Source organism: Bradyrhizobium sp. 41S5, from assembly GCF_011516665.3.
Lineage (GTDB): Bacteria > Pseudomonadota > Alphaproteobacteria > Rhizobiales > Xanthobacteraceae > Bradyrhizobium > Bradyrhizobium quebecense.
On record NZ_CP083721.1, the window covers coordinates 861,016 to 881,532 of the forward strand.

Below are 20,517 nucleotides of genomic sequence, written 5' to 3' on the forward strand. Positions count from 1 at the left end.
TTCCGAAAAGATCATGCTCAAACAACAAGCTAAAGCGCGATGACGATTCAACCCAATCTCATCGCGCTTCAGCCCTCAATGGATCGCCGCGTACATGATCTTCTCCTCGGTCGCCTCGACCGCGGAGAATTCCTCGACCACCTTGCCCTGGCGCGAGACCAGGATGCGGTCGGAGAGGGCCATGATCTCGGGCAGATAGGATGAGATCACCACCACTGCCTTGCCTTCGTCGGCGAGCTGGCTGATCAGCTCGTGGATCTCGACAATGGCGCCGACGTCGACGCCGCGGGTCGGCTCGTCGAAGATGATCAGCTCGGGCTCCTGCACCAGCGACTTGGCGATCACCACCTTCTGCTGGTTGCCGCCTGAAAGCTCGACCACCTTGGCCTCGTCGCCGATGGCACGGACCTTCAGCCGCTGCGTCCAGGTCTTGCCCACCGTGTTGGTTTCGCGCCGCGACAGCAGCATTCGGCCGGCGGGAAACTTCGAGAGCAGGCCGAGATAGATGTTGCGGGCGATCGAGGCGGTCTCGAAGAAGCCCTCGACCTTGCGATCCTCGGTGACATAGGCGATGCCGGCCTTCACCGCCGGCGCCGGAACCCGGTAGCGCACCGGCTTGTCGTGCAGCAGGATCTCGCCGCCGTGGAAGAAGTCGCGCTTCAACACGCCGGATACGATCTTGAAGGTTTCGGTGCGGCCTGCGCCGACCAGGCCGAACACGCCGGTGATCTGCCCGGCAAACACCGACAGCGAATTGTTCTTCACCATCGGCGCCATCTTGAGGTTCTGCACCGTGAGCACGCGCGCGCCGGCGGGCCGGACGCTGGCCTTCCTGGCGCCATACAGCGTGTTGGAGAGGTCGCGTCCGACCATCGACTGCACGATCGCGGCCCGATCGAACTTCGCCGCATCGTCGGTGACGACGTGCTTGCCGTCACGCAGCACGGTGATCCGGTCGGCGAGCAGCAGGGCCTCTTCCAGCGCATGCGAGATGAAGATGATCGAGACGCCGCGTTTCTTGAGGTCACGGACGAGGTCGAAGAAATACTTCTTCTCTTCAGGTGTCAGCGATGCGGTCGGTTCGTCGAAGATGATGACCTTGGCCTTGTGCAGGACCGCGCGCGCGATCTCCACCATCTGCTTCTTGGCCGCGCCGAGCCCGCTCACGGTCGCAGTCGGCGTCACGTCGAAATTCAGCGACTGCAGGAATTGCTGGGCGGCGATGTAGATGCCGCGCAGCCGGTTGTAGAATTTCTCCTGCCCGAGAAACAGGTTCTGCGCCACGGTCATGGTCGGCACCAGGCTGTTCTCCTGGAACACCATGGCGATGCCGAGATTGCGGGCCTCGAGCGGCGTGCGCGGCGCGACGTCGGAGCCGTCGACCGTCATGCTGCCCGACGTCAATGTCACGACGCCGGCCATCACCTTGGTCAGCGTCGACTTGCCGGCGCCGTTCTCGCCGACCAGCGCATGGATCTCGCCGCGGCGAAGGTCGAAGTCCACGCCCTCGATGGCGGGCACGCCGGCGTAAAGCTTGGTGGCCTTGCGCAGCGAAAGCACGGTGTCGCTCATGAGCCGACCTCCTCGGCAAGCCCGGCGAGGGGCAGTTTCAGCACGCGGCCCGGTCCCTTGGCGATCAGTACGAGGTCGCTGCCCAGCTCGAGCGCCGCGACGACGCCGTGATTGCTGCCGTCGACCCGGCTGTGCAGCGAATAGAGCGGCTTGCCGTCTTCGCCCAGCCGGATCACGAGGCCGTAGGAACGCGGCGGCGCCCACGGCTTGATGACGCCCATCGTCTTGATGTGCGCGCCCTGCATCGGCTCCTTGAACGAGAAGCCCGAGCGCAGCCGCGGCGCCACCCAATAGGCGGGATCGATCTCGGCCATCATGCGGCGCCGGTAGGCCGGCTCGCGCAGCACGAATTCGATCAGCTGGGTGCGTGCGGTGAACGCCGTGAGCCAATAGCCGCCGCCGGTGGCCTTCGACAGCCGCGACGGATAGACCGGCAGGTGGCCGAGCACGACCTGCGGCGGCCTGCCATCCGCAACAAGCACGAGGCGATGCCGCCAGCTCTCGCTGACCAGGACGCCATCGCCGCGCGCGCAGGCGCCGAAAGCGTAGCCGAGCTTCGAGGCCAGCGGCTTCACCGATCGGGTCCTGGGATCGAGCCGGAACACGCGGCCGCTCCGGTTGAGCTCCATCAGGTCGCGCGCCCAATCGTCGACGCCGCAAGTTGTCGAGCCGTCGGTCGCGATCAAGGCTCCGTCGTCCGCCAGCGTCAGCGCATTGATCGCATTGAAGGCGGCGTCGCTGAACGTCACGCTTGGCTCGCCCGATGAGGGATTGGCGTAGAGGCGCACCTCGCGGCCGCCGAGCGCGACCGCGAGGCCGCCGTCGGCGAGCGCACAGAGCGCCGAAATCGGTCGCTCGAAGCTGCGCAACTCGGTCGCAGCGCTGCCGTCGAGGCGCAGCAGGCGCCGGCCGTCGGCGACATAAAGGTTGCGGCTGTCGGTTGCGAGGTCCTCGGGCGCCTCGCACTCCAGCAAGGTGGTCGCGGCTTCCAGTTTCTGGTTCGGCTTGAGCGCGCCGTCGAATGACGGCACGGTGATGGTGGCCTCGCCGCGGCCGAGAAAGCGGTTGGCGAATTCCCTGACGGCCGCGATCACGACGCTTTCCCCCAGCGCTTGTCATACTGCACGAAGTTCGGGTCCGCGTTAGTCAGCTTGTAGCGGCCGATCCGGTTGTTCATGATGCCGCCGAGATAGAGGTAGCCGCGATGCTCGCGCATCGAGGTGATCATCGGATGGTTCTCGCCGCGCAGGTCCCAGAACGATTCGAGGATCTTGCCCCGCTCGTTGAACTTGACGACGCAGCCGGTGTTGATGTTCGGGAACAGCCATTCGTCGACCGGGACGCGCTTGGCCATGCGGCGGCGGAAGCCCGGCATCTTCCAGGCGAGGTCGAGCGAGGGGCTGCGCATGCCGACCAGCGCCAGCCAGTAATTGCCGTCGGAGGCGAGGTTGATGTTGTCGGGATAGCCCGGCAGATTGTCCATCACCACCTCGACCTGGCCCTTCTTCGGTCCCGCGAACCACAGCCGCTTGATCGAGCAGCCGAAGGTTTCGGCGAACAGGATCGACTGGCCGTCGCTGGCGACGCAGATGCCGTTGGGGAATTTAAGGCCGCGCAACGCCGTATGGGTGGTGCCGGTCTTGGTGTCGTAGCAGATGATGCGGCCGTTGCCGCGCGCCTCGAGGCCGTCGATCGGCCATTCGTCCATCTCATAGCGCACGGTGGCTTCCGAGAAGAAGATCAGGCCGTCGTCGGTGATGTCGAGGTCGTCGGCCAGCCGCAGCCGGCTGTCGTCGTTCACCGAATGCATGCTGCGATTGGTCTCGTCGGTCGCCTTCTCCACGGTGCCGTCGGGCGTGATCCGGTACAGGCCCATGCCGCCGATGCAGACATAGAGATTGTCCTGGCGGTCGAACGCCATGCCGAGCGGCTGGCCGCCGATATGGGCGAACACTTCCATGCGCTGATAGTCGGGCGCGAAGAAGCGCATGATGTCGCCGTGGCGCGAGCCGGCGTAGAGATTGTCGTTGCGATCGAGGATCACGTCCTCCGGCGCCTCGATGCGGCCGAGACCGATCAATTCGACGTCGCGCAGCTTGTCGTTCTGCTCGAACGGGCCGCCCTGGCCGATTTCGGTGGCCGGGGGCGGCGGCAACGCGTGATAGGTCGGCGCGACATAGACCTTGCTGATGATGCGGGTGCGGTTCTTCTGCCAGCGGATGTCGACCATCGCGGCGATCAGCAGGATGCCTGCGAGCGCCATGCGGTTGATGCCGCCGCGGGCATTGAGCGTGGTCAGGCCGTTGGTGATCAGGAGCACGATCAGAACGCCGACCAGCGATTTGGCGACCGAGCCCTTGCCACCGCCGAGCGTGATGCCGCCGAGCACGGTCGCGGTCAGCACGATCACCTCGAGGCCGACGCCGATGTCGCCGCCGACGGTGCCGAGCCTTGCCGCGAAAAACAGCGCGGCGATGCTGGTGAGCACGCCGCTCGCGACATAGCACAGCGCGATGGTGCGGCGAACCGGAATACCGGAATTGTAGGCCGAACGGCGCGAGCCGCCGATCGCGGTGATGTGCCAGCCCGGGCGCAGCCGCGTCATGAAGATATGGCCGAAGATCGCGATCGCGATGTAGACCAGCGCGACGCTCGGAATCCCGAACACGTCGCCGCCGCCGATGAAATTCCAGGACGGGATGTCGGGAAAGGCCGCGGCGATCGAATTGGAGTAGCGCTGGATCAGGAGATCGAACGCCGAACGGTAGATGATCAAGGTGATCAGCGTGGTGATGAAGGCACGTAACCGAAGGTATCCGATCAGGACGCCGTTGACGGCGCCGAGCAGCGCGCCGCAGAGCAGGGTGGCGACCACCACTGCAGGCACCGGCCAGTTCAGCACGTCGAGCAGATAGAGCGCGCAGAAATCCGTCAGCGCGAAGATCGAGCCGACCGACAGATCGATGCCGCCGACGATGACCACCAGCGCCATGCCGAGCCCGATGAAGCCGATCTCGCCGGCCTGCCGCGCGGTGTCGGCAAGGCTCGCCGGCGACAGGAAGTGATCGATGGAGCGGCTGAGCGCGAAGCCGACGATCAAGAGCAGGATCACCGGAATGGCGGTCTCGGTCCAACGCTTGGACAGGATCTCGCCGAGGAGATGATCCGGCCAATAGCGGTAACGCAGGCTCGTCAGGGTATCGCGCATCGGCATTCCAGCAGGGCGTTGGATTTTGGGAGATCGACGTCCCAGGCGGAGCGCGCCCGGGACGTCAAGCGGACGTGGCCGGGCTATTTCTTCAGGTCGCTGAGATTCCAGCACGCGGTCTGGCTGTCCGCGTTCTCCTTGGTGATCGGAATCAGGGTGGTGTATTCCGAACCCTTGATCGAGCCGGCCTTCGCACCGGACGACAGCAGCCATTTGATGGTGCCTGCCATCTGCGCGGCCTGGGTCGGCACGTCGTAGCTCAGGTTGAGATCGAAGGCGCCGGACTTCACGAGTTCGCAGGCGCCCTTGCGCTCGCCGCCGCCGGAGGTGGCGACGAACACCTTGCCGGTCAGGCCGGCTTCCTTCACAGCCGCCGCGGTGCCGATGTCCATGCCGTCCCAGAAGCCGACGATCCCGCAAAGATCGGGATTCTGCTTCAGCACCGTCTGGGTGATCGCCTTGGCCTTTGCCGCATCCCAGTCGGCCGCCTGGCTCGAGACCACCTTGACCTCGGGATGCTTGGCGAGCACGTTCTCGACGCCCTTGAGCGTATAGGCGCTGGCCGCCGCCGACAGCGCGCCCTGCACGATGGCGATCTTGTTCGACTTGCCCTGGCAGGCCTTGACCACGGCTTCAGTGTCTTTCTCGCCGATCTCGATCCAGTTGGCGCCGACGAAGGCCGAAGAGCGATAGGCCGATCCCATGTTGATCTGGATGACGTAGATGCCTTCGTTCTCGGCCCGCTGCAGCAGCTTGGCGTAGGTCTGCACGTCCGGATTGTGGATCACCATCACGGCCGGCTTCTCCGAGATCAGCGAGGTCACCGCCTGCGCGCCGGCATTGGTGTTCCAGTTGGGATCGCGGATCTCGAACTTGACGCCGTAAGGCTCGAGCTCCTTCTTCATGCCGGCGTACCAGCCTTCGGTGAGGTCGAAGTTCATGGCGACCGGAACGTAGGCCACCGTCTTGCCGGCGAGCGCCTCCTTGAACGGCTTCTGGAACGGCTCGTCCAGGCCCTGCTGGGCCAAAGCGGGTGCGGCGATGGCCGCTAGCCCGAGCGCTGCGGCGATCACCTTGGCAGTCCTGACAGCGTATTTCATTGCTTCCTCCTTGGTCGTGATTGATCGTTCTTTGACTTGGTTCAGATATCGCCCTGCTGTGCGGTTTCTTCGTTGCGCGGATTCAGGAATGAATCCGTGATGACGGCGAGCAGCAGGACGACGCCCTTGACGAGGTTTTGTCCGGCGTAGGAAATGTCCATGATGGTCATGCCGTTCAGCATCGTGCCGATCAGCAGCGTTCCGATGATGACGTTGAGCACGCCGCCGCGGCCGCCCGACAGCCCGATGCCGCCGAGCACGACGACCAGAATGACGTCGTAGATCAGGGTCGAATTGAAGACGCGGGTCGGCATCGAGTTGACCGACGCCGCCATCACCAGACCGGCAAAGCAGCCGATCAAGGCCGCGACGACATATTGCAGCACGATGATCGGCCGCGAGGGGATGCCGGTGACGCGGGCCGCATAGGGATTGTCGCCGATCGCGTAGATATAGGCGCCCCAGCGGGTCTGGCGCAGCAGGAAGGCGACCACTATGCAGGCGATCGCGAACATCACGATCGAGGTCGGGATACCGAGGATGGTACCTTGTCCGAGCCGCTCGAAGCCTTGCATGCCGTCGCTCCACTGCACGACGTCGAGTTGAAACAGCGCGGCCTGTCCGAGGCCGGCGAGCAGCAGTCCGGTCGCCAGCGTCGCAAACAGCGAAGGGACCTCGGCGTAGGCGATCAGCCAGCCATTGACCAGGCCGAAGGCGATCGTGAGCAGCACGGCCGTCAGCAGCGAGGCCGGCAGCGAGTGGCCGTTCTGCACCATCTGCAGCACGAGCCCCGGAGGGACCGCGAGGGCTGCGATCAGCGAGATGTCGATGCCGCGCCCGATCACGACCAGCGCCATGGCGAGCCCGAGGATGCCGAGCACGGCCACGTTCTGCAGCAGCGTCAGCATGTTCTCGGGCGTCAGAAAGCCGCGCAGGAAAATCGAGAACGCCAGGAAGAGCACGGCGAATACGGCGAAGACGATCTCCTGTTGATTGAATCGCAATCGCTTCATTGCCTCGTCCTTCCTGCTGCTATGGCCGCGCCGTCGGCCTGGATCTCGTGCGGGAGCCGGTCGCGACGCGGCTGAGCCGCGTCCGGCCGGCGACCGCGGCATCGACGAAGGTGCCGACGGCGTTGATGTAGGCCTCGATCGAGGTGCCGCGTCTGCGGTACTTCGCGCGCTTGACGTACCAGTCCTGCAGCAGCGGCTTGATCAGCGAGGCCGTCAGCGTGACCTGGTCGATGGCGAACACGCCGCTGGCGACGCCTTGTTTGAGGACGTCGGCGATGATCTTCTCGGTCATCACCTCCATCTCGATGGCGCGCTGGCGCTCCGCGGGCGGAAACGACTTCGCTTCCATGAAGGAGAACACGAACCAGGGTTGCATCGCCTCGCTCATGCGAACGTGGGTGGCGATGATCCAATGCAGGTGCTTGCGTGCGTCCTGCTGCACGCTGGCGGGCGGTGCGGTGAGGACCTCGGCGGCCGTTTCGGCGACCTCGCCGAGGATCATCGACAGCAGTGTCGGCTTGCTGTCGAAATAGGTATAGAGGCCGCCCATGCTGAGGCCGGACGCCTCCGCGAGTTGGCGCAGCGTGGTGGCGTGAAAGCCGTGCTTGTTGGACAGGGTGAGCGTCGCGCCGATGATGCGCGTGAGGTTCGGAACGGCGAGATGCGACTTCTGGACCCGGATGGAATCGCGATGACGTTCGAGAATGCGTGCGCAAAGCACGTCCATCGCGAACGCATTCGTCCCCGGCCGCTGACGCGCGAGACCCACGTTGCCTCCCTGGCTATGTCCCCGGATCATTTCATTTGGTTGCCGATCCGGGCCGGGCTTTGCGCCCTTGCTCAATTCCTAGCCCACGAACCGGCGTTCGGAAAAGGGGGATGATCAATTTTTCTGAGAGAGCGCTCGCTCGTTTTTTGGCCCGCGCCGCGTCGCTTGCCTGGAGCCCGGCGCCGCTCCGGCGCTATTCGGGAACTTTTCGCGCTGAAAGGTCAGCACAAATTCCGGCACTCCAGCCGATCATGTTGCCGGTTAGAAGGCCGTCACATTCCAGATATAAAGAACGCAGGCTCGCCGGCCCGGAAGGTCAACCCGCACAGACTGGCCGAATTTCACCCACGATCACTTTGGGCCGAAGCAAGGTTATGACGGCAGTTGGATCATATGGTGCGCGCGGCGGCGCTGCGATCGGCGCTGACGCTCCGAGGGCCTCCGCAACGTCGCGGTATCTGCTCGGGATTTGTGCTGCGCTGCTGATCGGCAGCATCTGCGCGGTTGCCGCGCAGCAGCGCGACACCATCACGGCATCCGCAGCGATCGAATTCAATATCCCGTCCCAGCAGCTTGCGAGCGCGCTGCAGGCTTACGGCGAACGCACCGGCGTGCAGGTGCTTTACGAGAGCAACTCGGCAACCGGCCGGAAGTCGGCGCCGGTCGAAGGGACTCTCACGCCTGAGGAAGCATTGAACCTGCTTCTGAAGGGAACCGATCTGAAGGTCCAGTACATTCGTCCGGATGCCATCACGCTTGCTTCGCGCGCCGCGCGCGCCGACCATCCGCCGGCGAGCCCGCTTGCGACCGCGGATCTGTCGCTCGGCACGCTGCAGGTGCGTGCGACCAGTGACGGCAACGACACCGGCGCGCTGCGCGACTACAGCGAAAGCCTGCAGCTCGACCTTCAGAAGGCGTTGCAGAAAAATATCGGGTCCCGCGGCGGCAGCTATCAGCTCGTTGTCGATCTGTGGATCGATCCAACGCGCACGATCCAGCGAACCCAGCTGTTGCGATCGACCGGCGATCAGAACCGTGATGCCGCCGTGACCGCGGCGCTGCAAGGATTGACCGTCAGCCGAACGACGCCTGCGAATGCGCCGCAGCCGGTGCGGATCGCCATCCGGGTGAAATCGTTCCAATGAGTGAGAACGACACCGGCGGAGCGGATGGCGTGCGGGGCTTGAGGCCGATGATGCTGCTGTTTCATCCCGAGGATCCGAGCGCGTGGACCCCGGGCGAGGTGCTGCGTCTGCTCCTGGTGCCGGCGATCGCAGCCCTGTTGTTCGTCGGGGGAATTTACTGGATCCGGTTGCAGCCGCCGGCTGGACCGGCAAGCCGGGAGCAGAGCTCGATCGTCCAGGTTCGGTTGCTGCCGAGCCCATCGCCTGCGCCGATTCCGGTTGCGCCCGTGTCGCAGCCGCAAACCGCGACGCTCGCGAGCCGGACCGAGGTGTCGCTGGACAGCCCCGATCCGCCGCTCGACAACCTGACCGCGGCCCCGGCGCGGGAGCCGATGCCGGCGGAGCCGGCCGTGCCGAGCCTGCGCCCGACGCCGTCGTCCGCCGATCCGCAGCCCCGCCGACTATATCTTCCGTATCGCGATCAACATCGCCCGGGATCGCCAGAAGGCGCAGAATCTCCGCGTCAGCGCGGCCGAAATCGATTCATTGCTCGACGTCAGCGACGACGGACCGAGCCCGGCGAGAATCGTCGAGGCCCGCTCCGATATTGATGCTTTCAAGCGGGCGCTGGCCGAATTGCCGGAGCGGCCGCGCGATGTGCTTTATAGTATTACGATCGAGGGACGGACGCCCAGCGATGTGGCAACCCGCCTCGGTGTCAGCGTGCGAACGGTGGAAAGCGATTTGAAGTTGGCCCTGAGCCATTGTGCCGATTGCCTCGATTATACTCTGATCCGTCGTCTCGGCGGTCCTCGTCCCCGTACGTGATCCTGCCGCGGCCGCGACGCGCGTCGTCACGCGGAGCCGGCCGTCGAGATTTGTTGCCGGAACTATTTCCAACAACTGCAGGCGCTTGACCTGAAATCAGGGGGCACAAGCTGCAGGATTTTCAACCTCTGTTCTGCGGGATAGCGGGCTTTCCGTCGTCTATAGGGTAGAGAGCGATCTCATAAGGACCGTTTGGGTGCCTGGGAAAGGTTCGCCGGAAGTGTTGCGCCGCTTGAAAACACGTGCAGACTTGATCGGCCTGGCATGCGATCGCCGCGCGGCCTCCCGGCGCGCGATGGGGCGCAAGCTGCGATTACCGGATGTTTCTGCTTGCATTGTGCGCAACGGCCGATTGCGGCAGCCCTGCTGCCGTCGGAATCGTCTATATAGCCACCTTCGCTATGTGCTCGACGCGATCGGGAGGTTGAGGTTGGCGAGCAGGGTGATGAGCAATCCGTCGTGACCGAGCCGACCCGCACTTCCGGGCCCGATCCGTTGCTGGATGAGGCGCTTGACTGGGTTGTTCGGCTGAAGGCCGGCGCGCCGACCCGCGCCGACGTCGACGCGTTGCAACGCTGGCGCGCGCAAAGTCCCGACCACGAGGATGCTTTCAGGGCGGCTGCCCGGCTGCTCCGCAGCGCCAGCGCCGCGGCAAAGGAACTCGCCGATGAGCAGGCCGCCGCGGCCCCCGTGGCGGCGTTGCCGCCCCGGCCGTCACGCCTCTTGACACGCCGCATCGTGTTCGGCGGTGCGATCGCAGCCGCAGCCGGCTACGTGATGATCCGCCCGCCACTCGACATGTGGCCGTCGATCGAGGAACTCTCGGCCGACTACCGGACCGCAAAGGGCGAACAGCGCAAGGTGATGCTGGCGCCGGACATTTCGGCTGAATTGAACACCCAGACCAGCCTGGCGCTGCGACCCACGCCGAACGAGACTCGGGTCGAGTTGATTTCGGGCGAGGCCTCGGTGGTCGCGCGAAGGTCGTCGTCGACGCCGCTGGTGATGCTGGCGCGCGACGGGCGCGTCAGCGCGCTGCAGGCCGATTTCAACGCGCGCTGCCTCGATGGCGTGGTTTCGGTGACGTGCCTCGACGGCATCGTCACCGTCGAGCAGGACAGCCGTTCCGTGCAGCTTCGCAGGGCCGAACAGGTCACCTATTCGCGCGCGGGCCTGCAGGCATCGCTTCCGGTCGACGCCAAGCAGGTCGCGGCCTGGCAGACCGGATTGTTGATCTTCCGCGACCGGCCGCTGGCGAGTGTCGTCGACGAAGTGAACCGGTACCGCGCCGGAAAGATCATCATTACCAACGCGGAACTGAAACGCCGGTTGGTCAACGGCACTTTCCAGGTCGACAAGCTCGACAATTTCGTCGCTCAGGTCGAGCAACTGTTCGGCGCGCGGATCACATCGCTGCCCGGCGGTGTGGTGCTGATGAGTTGACCTGGAGCGTTTTCGAACGAAGCCTGTCCCGCACTTGATGTAGGATGGATTCCGGTTCGCGTGAAGAAGACGCATCAGAAAGTGCATTAGTCCCGTTCGCTGCAATCGAAGCGCGGTTAAAGTCGAACGAATCGGCGCCGTGCCGTTCGATCTCCTAACAAAACAAAAATTTCTTTTGCGCCGCCGCAGATTCTTTTGCGGGTTTGCGTTCGCCCAATCGTCTTCTGAGTAAGGCGTCGTCATCGCGGCCTTCCTGTCGCGATGGCGCGCGTCTGCGCGAAGTAAGTGGGACGTCTGTGCGTAGTCGAAGAGATCATCGGGTTTTCGGGCATCGTCAGCGATGTCGGATCGGGTTGCGGGTGTCGGCTGCGGCGCTCACCGTGGTTGGCTCCGTGGCAGCCATCGTTCCGGCGCGTGCGGCAAAGGAAGCAGCGAAAGATGCGGCTACGGCCGCAGCGCCGGCGGCGGACAAGCAGCCGGCGCAGGCGAATACACCGGCGCAAAAGCCGTCGGCGCCGCTGCAGCGCTTCGACATCGACGACTTCGCCGTGCAGGGAGCCGATAGGCTGCCGCAGGTCGAGATCGAGGAGGCGATCTATCCCTTCCTCGGTCCGGGCAAGACCTCGGAGGACGTCGAGAAGGCGCGGGCCGCGCTGGAGAAGGCGTATCACGACAAGGGCTTCCAGACCGTCAGCGTCGCGGTCCCGCAGCAGAACGTGACGGGCGGTGTGGTCACCCTCAAGGTGACCGAGCTGAAGGTCGGGCGGCTGCGGGTGAAGAATTCGCGCTATTTCGATCTCGACCGGATCAAGGACAGCGCGCCTTCGCTGAAGGAGGGCACCGTTCCCAATTTCGGTGACGTCACCAAGGACATCGTGTCGCTCAACCAGTGGCCGGATCGCCGCGTGACCCCGGCGCTGCGCGCCGGCGTGGCGCCGGGCACCGTCGACGTCGATCTCAATGTCGAGGACAAGGCGCCGTTCCACGCCAGCGTCGAAGCCAACAACCGGCAATCGCCGTCCACCACGGCGAGCCGCGTCTCCGCCACCGTGCACTACGACAACCTGTGGCAGCTCGGGCATTCCCTGAGCTTCACCTATCAGGTCGCGCCGGAGCGCCCGAGCGATGCCGAGGTGTTCTCCGGCTCCTACATGGCGCGGATACCGAAGGCCGATTGGCTCAGTCTGCTATTCTACAGCGTCAAGTCGAACAGCAATGTCGCGACGATCGGCGGCACCAACGTGGTCGGTCCCGGCACGATCATCGGCGAGCGCGCCGTGATCACGCTGCCGACACGCGAGGGTCTCTTCCATACGCTGTCGGTCGGCATGGATTACAAGCATTTCGACCAGACCGTGAAGCTCGGCACCGACGGGTTCTCGTCACCAGTCACTTATTATCCCGTCGTCGCGACTTACGGGGCGACGTTCCAGGAAGAGAAGTTCACGACGCAGTTCAATGCCGGCGTCACCTACAACATCCGGACGCTGAGCAGCCCGTGGGACGAGTTCGACGCGAAGCGCTTCAAGGCTTCGCCGAGCTTCACCCACCTCAACCTCGACGTCTCGCATACCCAGGAGCTGCCGGAAGGGTTCCAGCTCTACGGCAAGGTGCAGGGCCAGATTGCCGACGGCCCGCTGGTCTCGAGCGAGCAGTTCAGCCTCGGCGGTCTCGATACCGTTCGCGGCTACCTCGAATCCGAGGTGCTCGGCGACAACGGCGCGGTCGCCAATTTCGAGCTGCGCACGCCCAATGTCGGCGGCATGCTGCAAGGCGAGCTCAGGAGCGAAACCGGCGACGGCAAGCCGCGCTTCATCACCTTCAACGATTGGCGCTTCTTCACGTTCTTCGATGCCGGCTACGCGTCGATCCAGCAGCCGCTGCCTGATCAGCAATCGTCATTCGTCGCATGGAGCTACGGCCTCGGCACCCGATTCAAGACCTTCGAATATTTCAACGGCATGGTCGCGCTTTCGGTGCCTGGGGTCGCTCAACAATACACGCACGCAAACAGTCCGCGCGTGAACTTCCGAATCTGGGGTGAATTCTGATGGGGATGGGTCTTACTCTCGAGCGGGGCATGCTCCGGCCGGCGCTGCGCCGAGGCATTGCGAACGCCGCGACGGCATTGTTGTTCGGGCTCGTCGCCCTGGTGGCGTCGCTCGCGCCCGCCAATGCGTGGTGGAACGACGAATGGTCGCTGCGCAAGAAGATCACGATCGATGCCAGCGCGTCGGGCGCCAACGTCACCGATCCGATCGGCGGGGCGGCGGTGCTGGTGCGGCTGCATGTCGGCAACTTCCGCTTCAGCTCGGCGAAGGACGACGGCAGCGATCTGCGGTTCGTCGCCGGTGACGACAAGACGCCGCTGAAGCATCACATCGAGAAGTTCGATTCGCTGCTTGGCGAAGGCCTGGTCTGGGTCGCGGTGCCGAACATCGCGCCGGGCGCGCGGACCGATATCTGGCTCTATTACGGCAACAAGAAAGCGCTCGCGACCAGCGATCCGAAGGGCACCTACGATCCGGATACCCTGACGGTCTATCACTTCAACGAGCGCGGTACGCCGGCGATCGATTCCTCGGTATGGGCCAACAACGCCCAAAGCGTCGGCCAGCCGGCGGACGGCTCGCTGATCGGGACCGGCTTGCGGCTCGACGGCCGCGCGCCGGTAACCGTGCCGGCCTCGCCGTCGCTCGCGTGGCCGGATGGTGCTGCGCTGACCTGGTCGGCCTGGATCAAGCCGGCCGCCTTGCAGCCCAACGCCGCGCTGTTCAGCCGGCGTGACGGCGCCAACGCGCTGGTGGTCGGTGTCGACAACGGCAGCCCGTTTGTCGAAGTCACCAATGCGGGCTCCGTGCAGCGCTCGAGCGCCGGAGCGCCGGTGGCGGCCGGCAGCTGGCATCATGTCGCCGTCGTTGCCGGAAACGGCCAGGTCACGCTCTATCTCGACGGCGTATCCTATGCCGCGCTCAGCGCGAGCCTGCCCGCCCTCAATACCGTTGGCCTGATCGGAGGAGACTTGTCGACCTCCAGTGCCTCTCCGATCGCGCCTGCGACGGCCCCGTCCGCAGCAACACCATCAGTGCCCCCTGATGCGCCGGCTGCGGACGGTAGCGCCGCGCCCGCGGCGACGCCGGATGCGGCGGCAACGCCGGCACCGGCGCCTGTAGCCGCCGCGATGGCCGGCTTCGTCGGCGATATCGACGAACTGCAGATCAGCAAGGTCGCGCGGCCCGCCGGACTCATCAAGGTGATGGCGATCGGGCAGGGGCCCGACCAGGCCAAGCTGATGGCCTTCAGCGTCGACGAGGAAACCACAAGCTGGCTGTCCGGCTACTTCGCGGTGATCCTGAAGTCGGTGACGCTCGACGGCTGGGTGGTGATCGGCATTCTCTTGATCATGGCCGCGGTCAGCTGGGTGGTGATGTTCGACAGAGCCTCGTATCTCAGCAAGCAGGCCAAGGCGAATGCCCAGTTCATGAAGGGGTTCCGCGAGATCGCGGCCGATCTCACCATGCTGGATCGCGGCGATGCCGACGACATCTCGACGTTGGGCGGACGCCTCACCGAGGCCGACGCCAAGATGATGCGCTCGTCCTCGCTCTACCGCATCTACCACATCGGCGCCGCGGAAATCCGCCACCGCTTCAGCAACTCGCAGCGCGCGCCGGTGCTGTCGGCGGTCTCGATCGCGGCGATCCGTGCGGCGCTTGACTCCGGCGTCGTCAAGGAGATGCAGCGCCTCAACCGCCTGATGGTGGTGCTGACCATCGCGATCTCCGGCGGACCGTTCCTCGGCCTGCTCGGCACCGTGGTCGGCGTCATGATCACCTTCGCGGCGATCGCGGCGAGCGGTGACGTCAACGTCAACGCGATCGCGCCCGGCATCGCCGCGGCGCTGGTCGCAACCGTCGCCGGTCTCGGCGTCGCGATCCCGGCTCTGTTCGGCTACAACTACCTGATCTCCCGGATCAAGGACCTGACCAACGATATTCAGGTCTTCGTCGACGAGTTCGTGACCAAGATGGCGGAATTCTATTCCGCCGACCGGCCGGACCCGAGCGAACACCGCATCGCTGCGGAGTAACGGCCATGCAGATCCAGGCCGACTCCAAGCCCTATGACGACATCAACATCACGCCGATGCTGGACCTCGCCTACGTGCTGCTGGTGATCTTCATCATCATGACGACGGCGACCGTGCAGGGCCAGAAGGTCAATCTGCCGAAGGCTTCGGCGGCGCCGAGCCTTGCGACCCAAACCACCAAGGCGATCACGGTCGCCAATGACGGCAAGATCTTCCTCGACACCATACCGGTGACCCTGGCCGAGCTCGAGCAGCGGCTGATTCAGCAGAAGGCGCTGACGCCGGAATTTCCGGTGGTGCTGCGCGGCGATGCGCAGGCGCAGTACCAGAGCGTGATGGACGTGTTCGATCTGCTCAGCCGTATCGGCCTGAGCCAGGTCGGGCTCGCCACCAAGCCGCTCGTGAAGTGAGCCAGTCGGGAAGCGACGCCATGATCACGCAGCCATCACCTTTCCCGCTGACCGAGCGCAGGACGCTGCGGTCGTGGCTGAGCGGCATGATGCGATCATTCGATCACGGCTGCGGTGCCGCGGACGTCACGCGCGCCGAGCCCGTTTCACAGGTGTCGATCCGCGCCGGTATTGGCGCGGAGCTCCCCGTGTTGCCGGTCGCCCCGGTTGGGCGCGAAAAGCCGCGCGGAGAGGTGGTGGCATTTCCCGTTCATGGCGAGGCCCTGCTGGTCAAGCTCGCGGATGTGCTGCGCCGGCACGTCGCAGGCCGTGGGCCCGCCGACAACCCGCTGCGGCTGACGATCTCGCGATGCCCGTGGGCCCGCCTGTCGATCGACGCGATGGCCTATGTCGACTATTTGAGCGAGGTCGAGACCTTTCACGCAGCGATCGAAGCAGGCCCCGACACCAAGGTCATCCTGAAGACCACGGACTTCGACGCGCTTGCCAACTTCGTCATGCAATACGTCAATGACAGGCTGCTCGACCGCGCCTCGGTGGAGGCCGCGCCATGAACGCGCCGATGCGGGACCAGAACGCGCGTGCCGCGCCGCCAGTTGACGATCACGATGTGGCCGTCGCGCCGGCAACAGCCGCGGCGTCGCCGACCGCTGCCCGCAACACGGCCGCCCGGAAAGGCGAGCGCAGTGCACTGCTGCGCTACGGCGCGGTGGTGGCGGTGGTCGCGCTGTTCCTTGGCGGCATCGTCTATTTCCTTTTCGGTCACGACGATCTGCCGCCGCCGCGTCAGGTGCGCGATCTCACCATCGTCAATGTGACGCTGCCGCCGCCACCTCCGCCTCCGCCGCCACAGCCGCAGCCCGAGCAGAAGATGATCGAGCAGCCCAAGATGGCGGAGCCCGAGTTCAAGGAAGAGAAGCCGGTCGACAAGCCGAAGGACGAACCGGCCAAGGACGCCAAGAGCGACGAGCCGCCCGGTCCGCTGTCGCTCGATGCCAAGCCGACGGGACCCGGCGATCTGTTCAATCTCGGCGGCAAGCCCGGCGGCAACCCGTATGGCGGAGGCGGCGGCGGTGGCAGCCGCTGGGGTTGGTACACCACGATCATCACCTCGCAGGTCGAGGCGGCGATCCGTGCCAAGCCGAAGACCCGCAACATGGCGACGCAAATCCAGGTGCGGCTGTGGGTGGATGGCTCCGGCCACGTCACCCGCGTCGTCCTGACGCCGTCCTCCGGCAATCCGGAGATCGATGCGGCGCTTCGCAACGAGGTGATCGGCAGCCTGACGCTGCGCGAGCCGCCACCCAAGGACATGCCGATGCCGGTGGTCACGCGCGTCACCGCGCGACGGCCGAGCTGACGAGACCGACTGACGAACGACCAACCTTCGAAATTCAATGTGCGAGTGAGAACTGGGGGACTGATGTTTAAGAAACGAGCTCACGCAGAATGGCGCGCGTTGCCGCTTGCGGTGTCGCTGAGCGCGCTCGCCTGCGCAACGCCGGCCGTGGGCCAGACCGCGGACCAGGCTGCCGAGCAGGGTCCCGCCGCCGCGGCGAAGCGGACCGATGCAAAGAAGCCGAAGGTATCGAGCGCCAAGCCGACATCGTCGAATGCCACCGTCAACCTCGTCAATCTGCTGGTGCAGCAGGGCGTCCTCAAGGAGGAGCAGGCCCAGGCACCGATCAAGCAGGCCGAGGACGAGGCCTATGTCTCCCGCCAGGCCGCCAAGGACGCCACGACCAAGGCCGACGACGCCACCAAGGCCGCAACCGCCGCCGCAGCAGCGGCACAGCCGCCCGGCACGCGGCACGTCACCTACGTTCCCGAAGTCGTCAAAAGACAGTTACGGGAAGAGATTAAGCAGGAGGTGATGGCCAAGGCGCAGAAGGAAAACTGGGCGTCGCCCGGAACCTACCCGGAATGGGCGCAACGCATCCGCTTCTACGGCGATGCGCGCGTGCGCTATCAGGGCAATTACTTCCCGGCCGGCAACGACCAGGCCGGCGCGGCCAACTACAACGCGATCAATACCGGGCCGCCGTATGACATTTCGAGCACTGCGTTTGGTCCGACCTACGACGCCACGCAGGATCGCAACCAGTTCCGCTTCCGCGGCCGGCTCGGCATGGAAGCGGACCTGCTGTACGGGTTCACTGCCGGCCTGCGCATCGCGACCGGAGAGAACAGCTCGCCGGTGTCGACCAACCAGACCCTTGGCGGCGGTGGCGGCAACTTCTCGAAGTATGGCGTCTGGCTCGATCGCGGCTACATCAACTGGCAGACCTGGGGCGACGACCTGAGGATCTCGGCGGGTCGCATCGACAATCCGTTCTGGTCGCCGACCGATCTGGTCTGGTACAAGGAGCTCGGCTTCGACGGTTTTGCCGTTCAGGCCAAGCACGAGGTTTGGGAAGGCTTCACGCCGTTTGCGGTGGGCGGTGCGTTCCCGATTTATAACACCGATTTCAATGCCGGCAGCAATCTACCGGCCGATCCGAGCAACCTGAACTCGCCGCCCAGCAAGTTTGCCAGCCACGACAAGTGGCTGTTCGGAGGCCAGGTTGGCTTCAATGCCCGGTTCAGCCCGGAATACTCATTCCGGTTCGGCGTTGCCTTCTACGACTTCGACAATGTTCAGGGCCAGTTCTCGAGCCCCTGCAGGGTCTCGTCCGCATCCGACGTCTGCGACACCGACCTGACCCGGCCGTCCTTCGCGCAGAAGGGCAATACCTATTTCCCGCTGCGTAACATCATCGCCGATCCTCCGGGCACCGGTAACAATGGCGGCACGATCAACCAGTTCGAATATTTCGGATTGGTCAGCCAATATCGGCCGGTCGTTGTCAGCGGACAGCTCGATCTCGGACAATTCCATCCGACCCACATCGTGCTCGACGGCGAGTATGTCTACAACACCGCGTTCAGCCGCTCCTTCATGAACGCGGCCGCGGCAACCTACGGGGTGCTGATGAACAACCGCGGGCCGAGCCCGGATAGCGGCACCACGCCCGGCCCGTTCAACGGCGGCAATCAGGGCTGGCTCGGCCGGGTCACCGTCGGCAACAGGGAGATCAAGCATCTCTGGGATTGGAACGTCCACGCCGGCTACAAATACCTCGAATCCGACGCCACCATCGACGCGTTCGCGGACTCCGACTTCGGCCTCGGCGGCACCAACCTCAAGGGCTATTTCGTCGGCGGCAATGTCGGTCTCGGCGAGAATGTCTGGGCGACCTTGCGCGGGATGAGCGCCAACAGCATCGCCGGCAGCCCCTATGCCGTCGACGTCCTGCAAGTCGACCTCAACGCGAAGTTCTGACCATGCGCATCGCACTCTTCGTCCTGATGATGATCGGAGCATTGAGCTCCGGCACCGCGTTCGCCCAGTCCGAGACCGACCGCCTGCGCGACGCCTTGCGCAGCGCGACGGCGCAGACCCGTGCGCTGGAAGACCAGCGCACGGCGTTGCAGGCCAAGGTCGCCGACGCCGATCGCGAGAAGGCGGCGGCCAAGAAGGAGGTCGACGACCTCAAGGCGCAGCTGAAGAAAGCCGACAAGGAGCATCGCGACGCCGTCGACGAGTTCAATCAACGGCTCGCCGAACGCGATGAGACGCTGGAGAAGTGGAAGTCGGCTTACGAAGAAGCTGCCACGGTCGCCCGCACCAAGGACGCCGAGCGGGCCAAGTTCGAAGGTGAAGCCACCGCCTACAAGGCCAGCACCAAGAGCTGCATTGCCAAGAACACCCAGCTGATCAAGGCCGGCAAGGAGATGGTGCAGCGCTACAAGGACCTGACCATCGGCGAGATCGTGGTCTCGCGTGAGCCGATGATCCAGCAGCGCCGCGTCGAAATCCAGAATCAGCTGCAGGAAAGCCAGGACAAGTTCCTCGATCAGAAGGTGAATCCATGACGACCGCCCTTACTGTGAAGCCGCTCCGGTCGATCGGTCTCGCCGTCGCCGTCGCAGCTTTCGTTGCGCCGCTCGATGTCTCGGCGCAGACCCAGGCTCCCGCGCCGCGCGCCGTGCAGGCTCCGGTCAGGAAGCCGCAGCCACAGCCCGCCGCGCAGGCGCAAGCCGCCGCCACGCCCGCGCCGGTCGCGGCTGCGCCGAAGCCCGCCGCGCCCGAGAATGTCATCGCGCGGGTCGGCGAGACCAACATCTCGGCCGATGATCTCCGCAGCTATGTCGCAGCCCTCGCGCCGCGCGAGCAGGCTGCGCTGGCCAAGGATCCGGCCATGCTCAGCCAGGCGGTCCGGCTGCTGCTCGCCAACCGCCTCGTGCTGCAGGAGGCGGTGGCGAAGAAGTGGGATCAGCAACCCGCCGTCGCCGCGCAGCTCGACCGGGCACGCGAGGGCGCGGTGGTCGAGCTCTACCTGCAATCGGTGTCGACGCCGCCGGCCAATTTCCCGAGCGAGGACGATTTGCAGAAGGTCTATGAGGCCAATCGCGCCGCATTCCTGATGCCGCGGCAATTCCAGCTCGCGCAGATCTTCGTTGCCGCTCCGAAGGAGGGCGACAAGGCCGCCGAGGACAAGGCGAAGCAGGAGCTCGACGACGTGCAGCGCAAGCTGAAGGCGCCGGGAATCGACTTCGCGGCGATCGCGCGCGGCGACAACAACGCCGCCAAGGATGCCGGCGACCTCGGCTGGGTTGCCGAGAGCCAGATCCGTCCGGAGATCCGCAACCAGGTGATGGGGCTCGCCAAGAACAGCGTGTCCGAGCCGATCAAGCTCGACGACGGCTGGCACATCATCAAGCTGCTCGACACCAAGGCGTCCTATACCCGCACCTTGCCGGAAGTGCGCGACCAGCTGGTGCTGCAGATCCGCTCCGAGCGGTCGAACATGATGCGGCGGGCCTATCTCGCCGAGCTGCTGAAGCAGCATCCGCCCGTCCTCAACGAGCTTGCACTGTCGAGCCTGCTCGACGCGTCGAAAAAGTAATACGGAGATAA

Annotated in this window: 17 protein-coding genes; 11 read left to right on the forward strand and 6 right to left on the reverse strand. The window is 65.0% G+C overall.

All coding sequences use genetic code 11. The features are described 5' to 3' along the window. Positions 1-75: 75 nt before the first annotated feature. From HAP47_RS04135 to HAP47_RS04160, 6 genes are all read right to left on the reverse strand, one after another. The gene (locus HAP47_RS04135) at positions 76-1,572 is read right to left on the reverse strand and encodes a sugar ABC transporter ATP-binding protein (protein ID WP_173639323.1); all 1,497 of its coding nucleotides are present in this window, start codon (positions 1,570-1,572) and stop codon (positions 76-78) included. Further along, positions 1,569-2,666, reverse strand: a complete 1,098-nt coding sequence (locus tag HAP47_RS04140) for a hypothetical protein (RefSeq protein ID WP_173639322.1) — start codon at positions 2,664-2,666, stop codon at positions 1,569-1,571. The genes HAP47_RS04135 and HAP47_RS04140 overlap by 4 nt, the downstream gene beginning before the upstream one ends. Further along, complete coding sequence (locus HAP47_RS04145; protein ID WP_173639321.1) at positions 2,663-4,786, reverse strand: ABC transporter permease; 2,124 nt, start codon at positions 4,784-4,786, stop codon at positions 2,663-2,665. Before HAP47_RS04145 ends, HAP47_RS04140 begins: the two co-directional genes overlap by 4 nt. A 77-nt stretch (positions 4,787-4,863) precedes the next feature. Next, positions 4,864-5,880, reverse strand: coding sequence for a sugar ABC transporter substrate-binding protein (locus HAP47_RS04150; protein ID WP_173639320.1), 1,017 nt, complete (start codon positions 5,878-5,880; stop codon positions 4,864-4,866). 41 nt (positions 5,881-5,921) lie between these two features. Continuing rightward, the gene (locus HAP47_RS04155) at positions 5,922-6,893 is read right to left on the reverse strand and encodes an ABC transporter permease (protein WP_173639319.1); all 972 of its coding nucleotides are present in this window, start codon (positions 6,891-6,893) and stop codon (positions 5,922-5,924) included. Positions 6,894-6,912: 19 nt separating this feature from the next. Then, a complete protein-coding gene (locus HAP47_RS04160) occupies positions 6,913-7,620 on the reverse strand; it encodes a TetR/AcrR family transcriptional regulator (protein ID WP_173640671.1) in 708 nt (235 codons plus the stop codon). Between the two features lie 77 nt (positions 7,621-7,697). Here HAP47_RS04160 and HAP47_RS04165 point away from each other — a divergent pair, with 77 nt between their 5' ends. The 11 genes from HAP47_RS04165 to HAP47_RS04215 all read left to right on the forward strand — a co-directional run bounded on the left by HAP47_RS04165 (position 7,698) and on the right by HAP47_RS04215 (position 20,506). Further along, positions 7,698-8,807 (forward strand): STN domain-containing protein, encoded by a 1,110-nt coding sequence (locus HAP47_RS04165; protein ID WP_231168741.1) that lies wholly within the window; start codon positions 7,698-7,700, stop codon positions 8,805-8,807. Positions 8,808-9,272: 465 nt separating this feature from the next. Beyond that, a complete protein-coding gene (locus HAP47_RS04170) occupies positions 9,273-9,614 on the forward strand; it encodes an RNA polymerase sigma factor (protein ID WP_231168942.1) in 342 nt (113 codons plus the stop codon). A 459-nt stretch (positions 9,615-10,073) separates the two neighbouring features. Further along, positions 10,074-11,057 (forward strand): FecR family protein, encoded by a 984-nt coding sequence (locus HAP47_RS04175; protein WP_173639318.1) that lies wholly within the window; start codon positions 10,074-10,076, stop codon positions 11,055-11,057. 392 nt (positions 11,058-11,449) lie between these two features. Continuing rightward, on the forward strand, positions 11,450-13,108 hold the full coding sequence (locus HAP47_RS04180; protein ID WP_231168742.1) for a ShlB/FhaC/HecB family hemolysin secretion/activation protein: 1,659 nt from the start codon (positions 11,450-11,452) through the stop codon (positions 13,106-13,108). 29 nt (positions 13,109-13,137) lie between these two features. After that, complete coding sequence (locus tag HAP47_RS04185) at positions 13,138-15,147, forward strand: DUF2341 domain-containing protein (RefSeq protein WP_231168743.1); 2,010 nt, start codon at positions 13,138-13,140, stop codon at positions 15,145-15,147. A 5-nt stretch (positions 15,148-15,152) separates the two neighbouring features. Further along, on the forward strand, positions 15,153-15,557 hold the full coding sequence (locus tag HAP47_RS04190) for an ExbD/TolR family protein (protein ID WP_092122695.1): 405 nt from the start codon (positions 15,153-15,155) through the stop codon (positions 15,555-15,557). Positions 15,558-15,577: 20 nt separating this feature from the next. Then, complete coding sequence (locus tag HAP47_RS04195) at positions 15,578-16,111, forward strand: hypothetical protein (protein WP_231168744.1); 534 nt, start codon at positions 15,578-15,580, stop codon at positions 16,109-16,111. After that, positions 16,108-16,917, forward strand: a complete 810-nt coding sequence (locus HAP47_RS04200; RefSeq protein ID WP_231168745.1) for a TonB C-terminal domain-containing protein — start codon at positions 16,108-16,110, stop codon at positions 16,915-16,917. The genes HAP47_RS04195 and HAP47_RS04200 overlap by 4 nt, the downstream gene beginning before the upstream one ends. Before the next feature lie 63 nt (positions 16,918-16,980). Further along, entirely contained in the window at positions 16,981-18,879 is a 1,899-nt protein-coding gene (locus tag HAP47_RS04205) for a putative porin (RefSeq protein WP_173639315.1), read from the forward strand. Between the two features lie 2 nt (positions 18,880-18,881). Beyond that, complete coding sequence (locus HAP47_RS04210; protein WP_173639314.1) at positions 18,882-19,472, forward strand: hypothetical protein; 591 nt, start codon at positions 18,882-18,884, stop codon at positions 19,470-19,472. Further along, positions 19,469-20,506 (forward strand): peptidylprolyl isomerase, encoded by a 1,038-nt coding sequence (locus HAP47_RS04215; protein ID WP_173639313.1) that lies wholly within the window; start codon positions 19,469-19,471, stop codon positions 20,504-20,506. The genes HAP47_RS04210 and HAP47_RS04215 overlap by 4 nt, the downstream gene beginning before the upstream one ends. Positions 20,507-20,517: the final 11 nt, after the last annotated feature.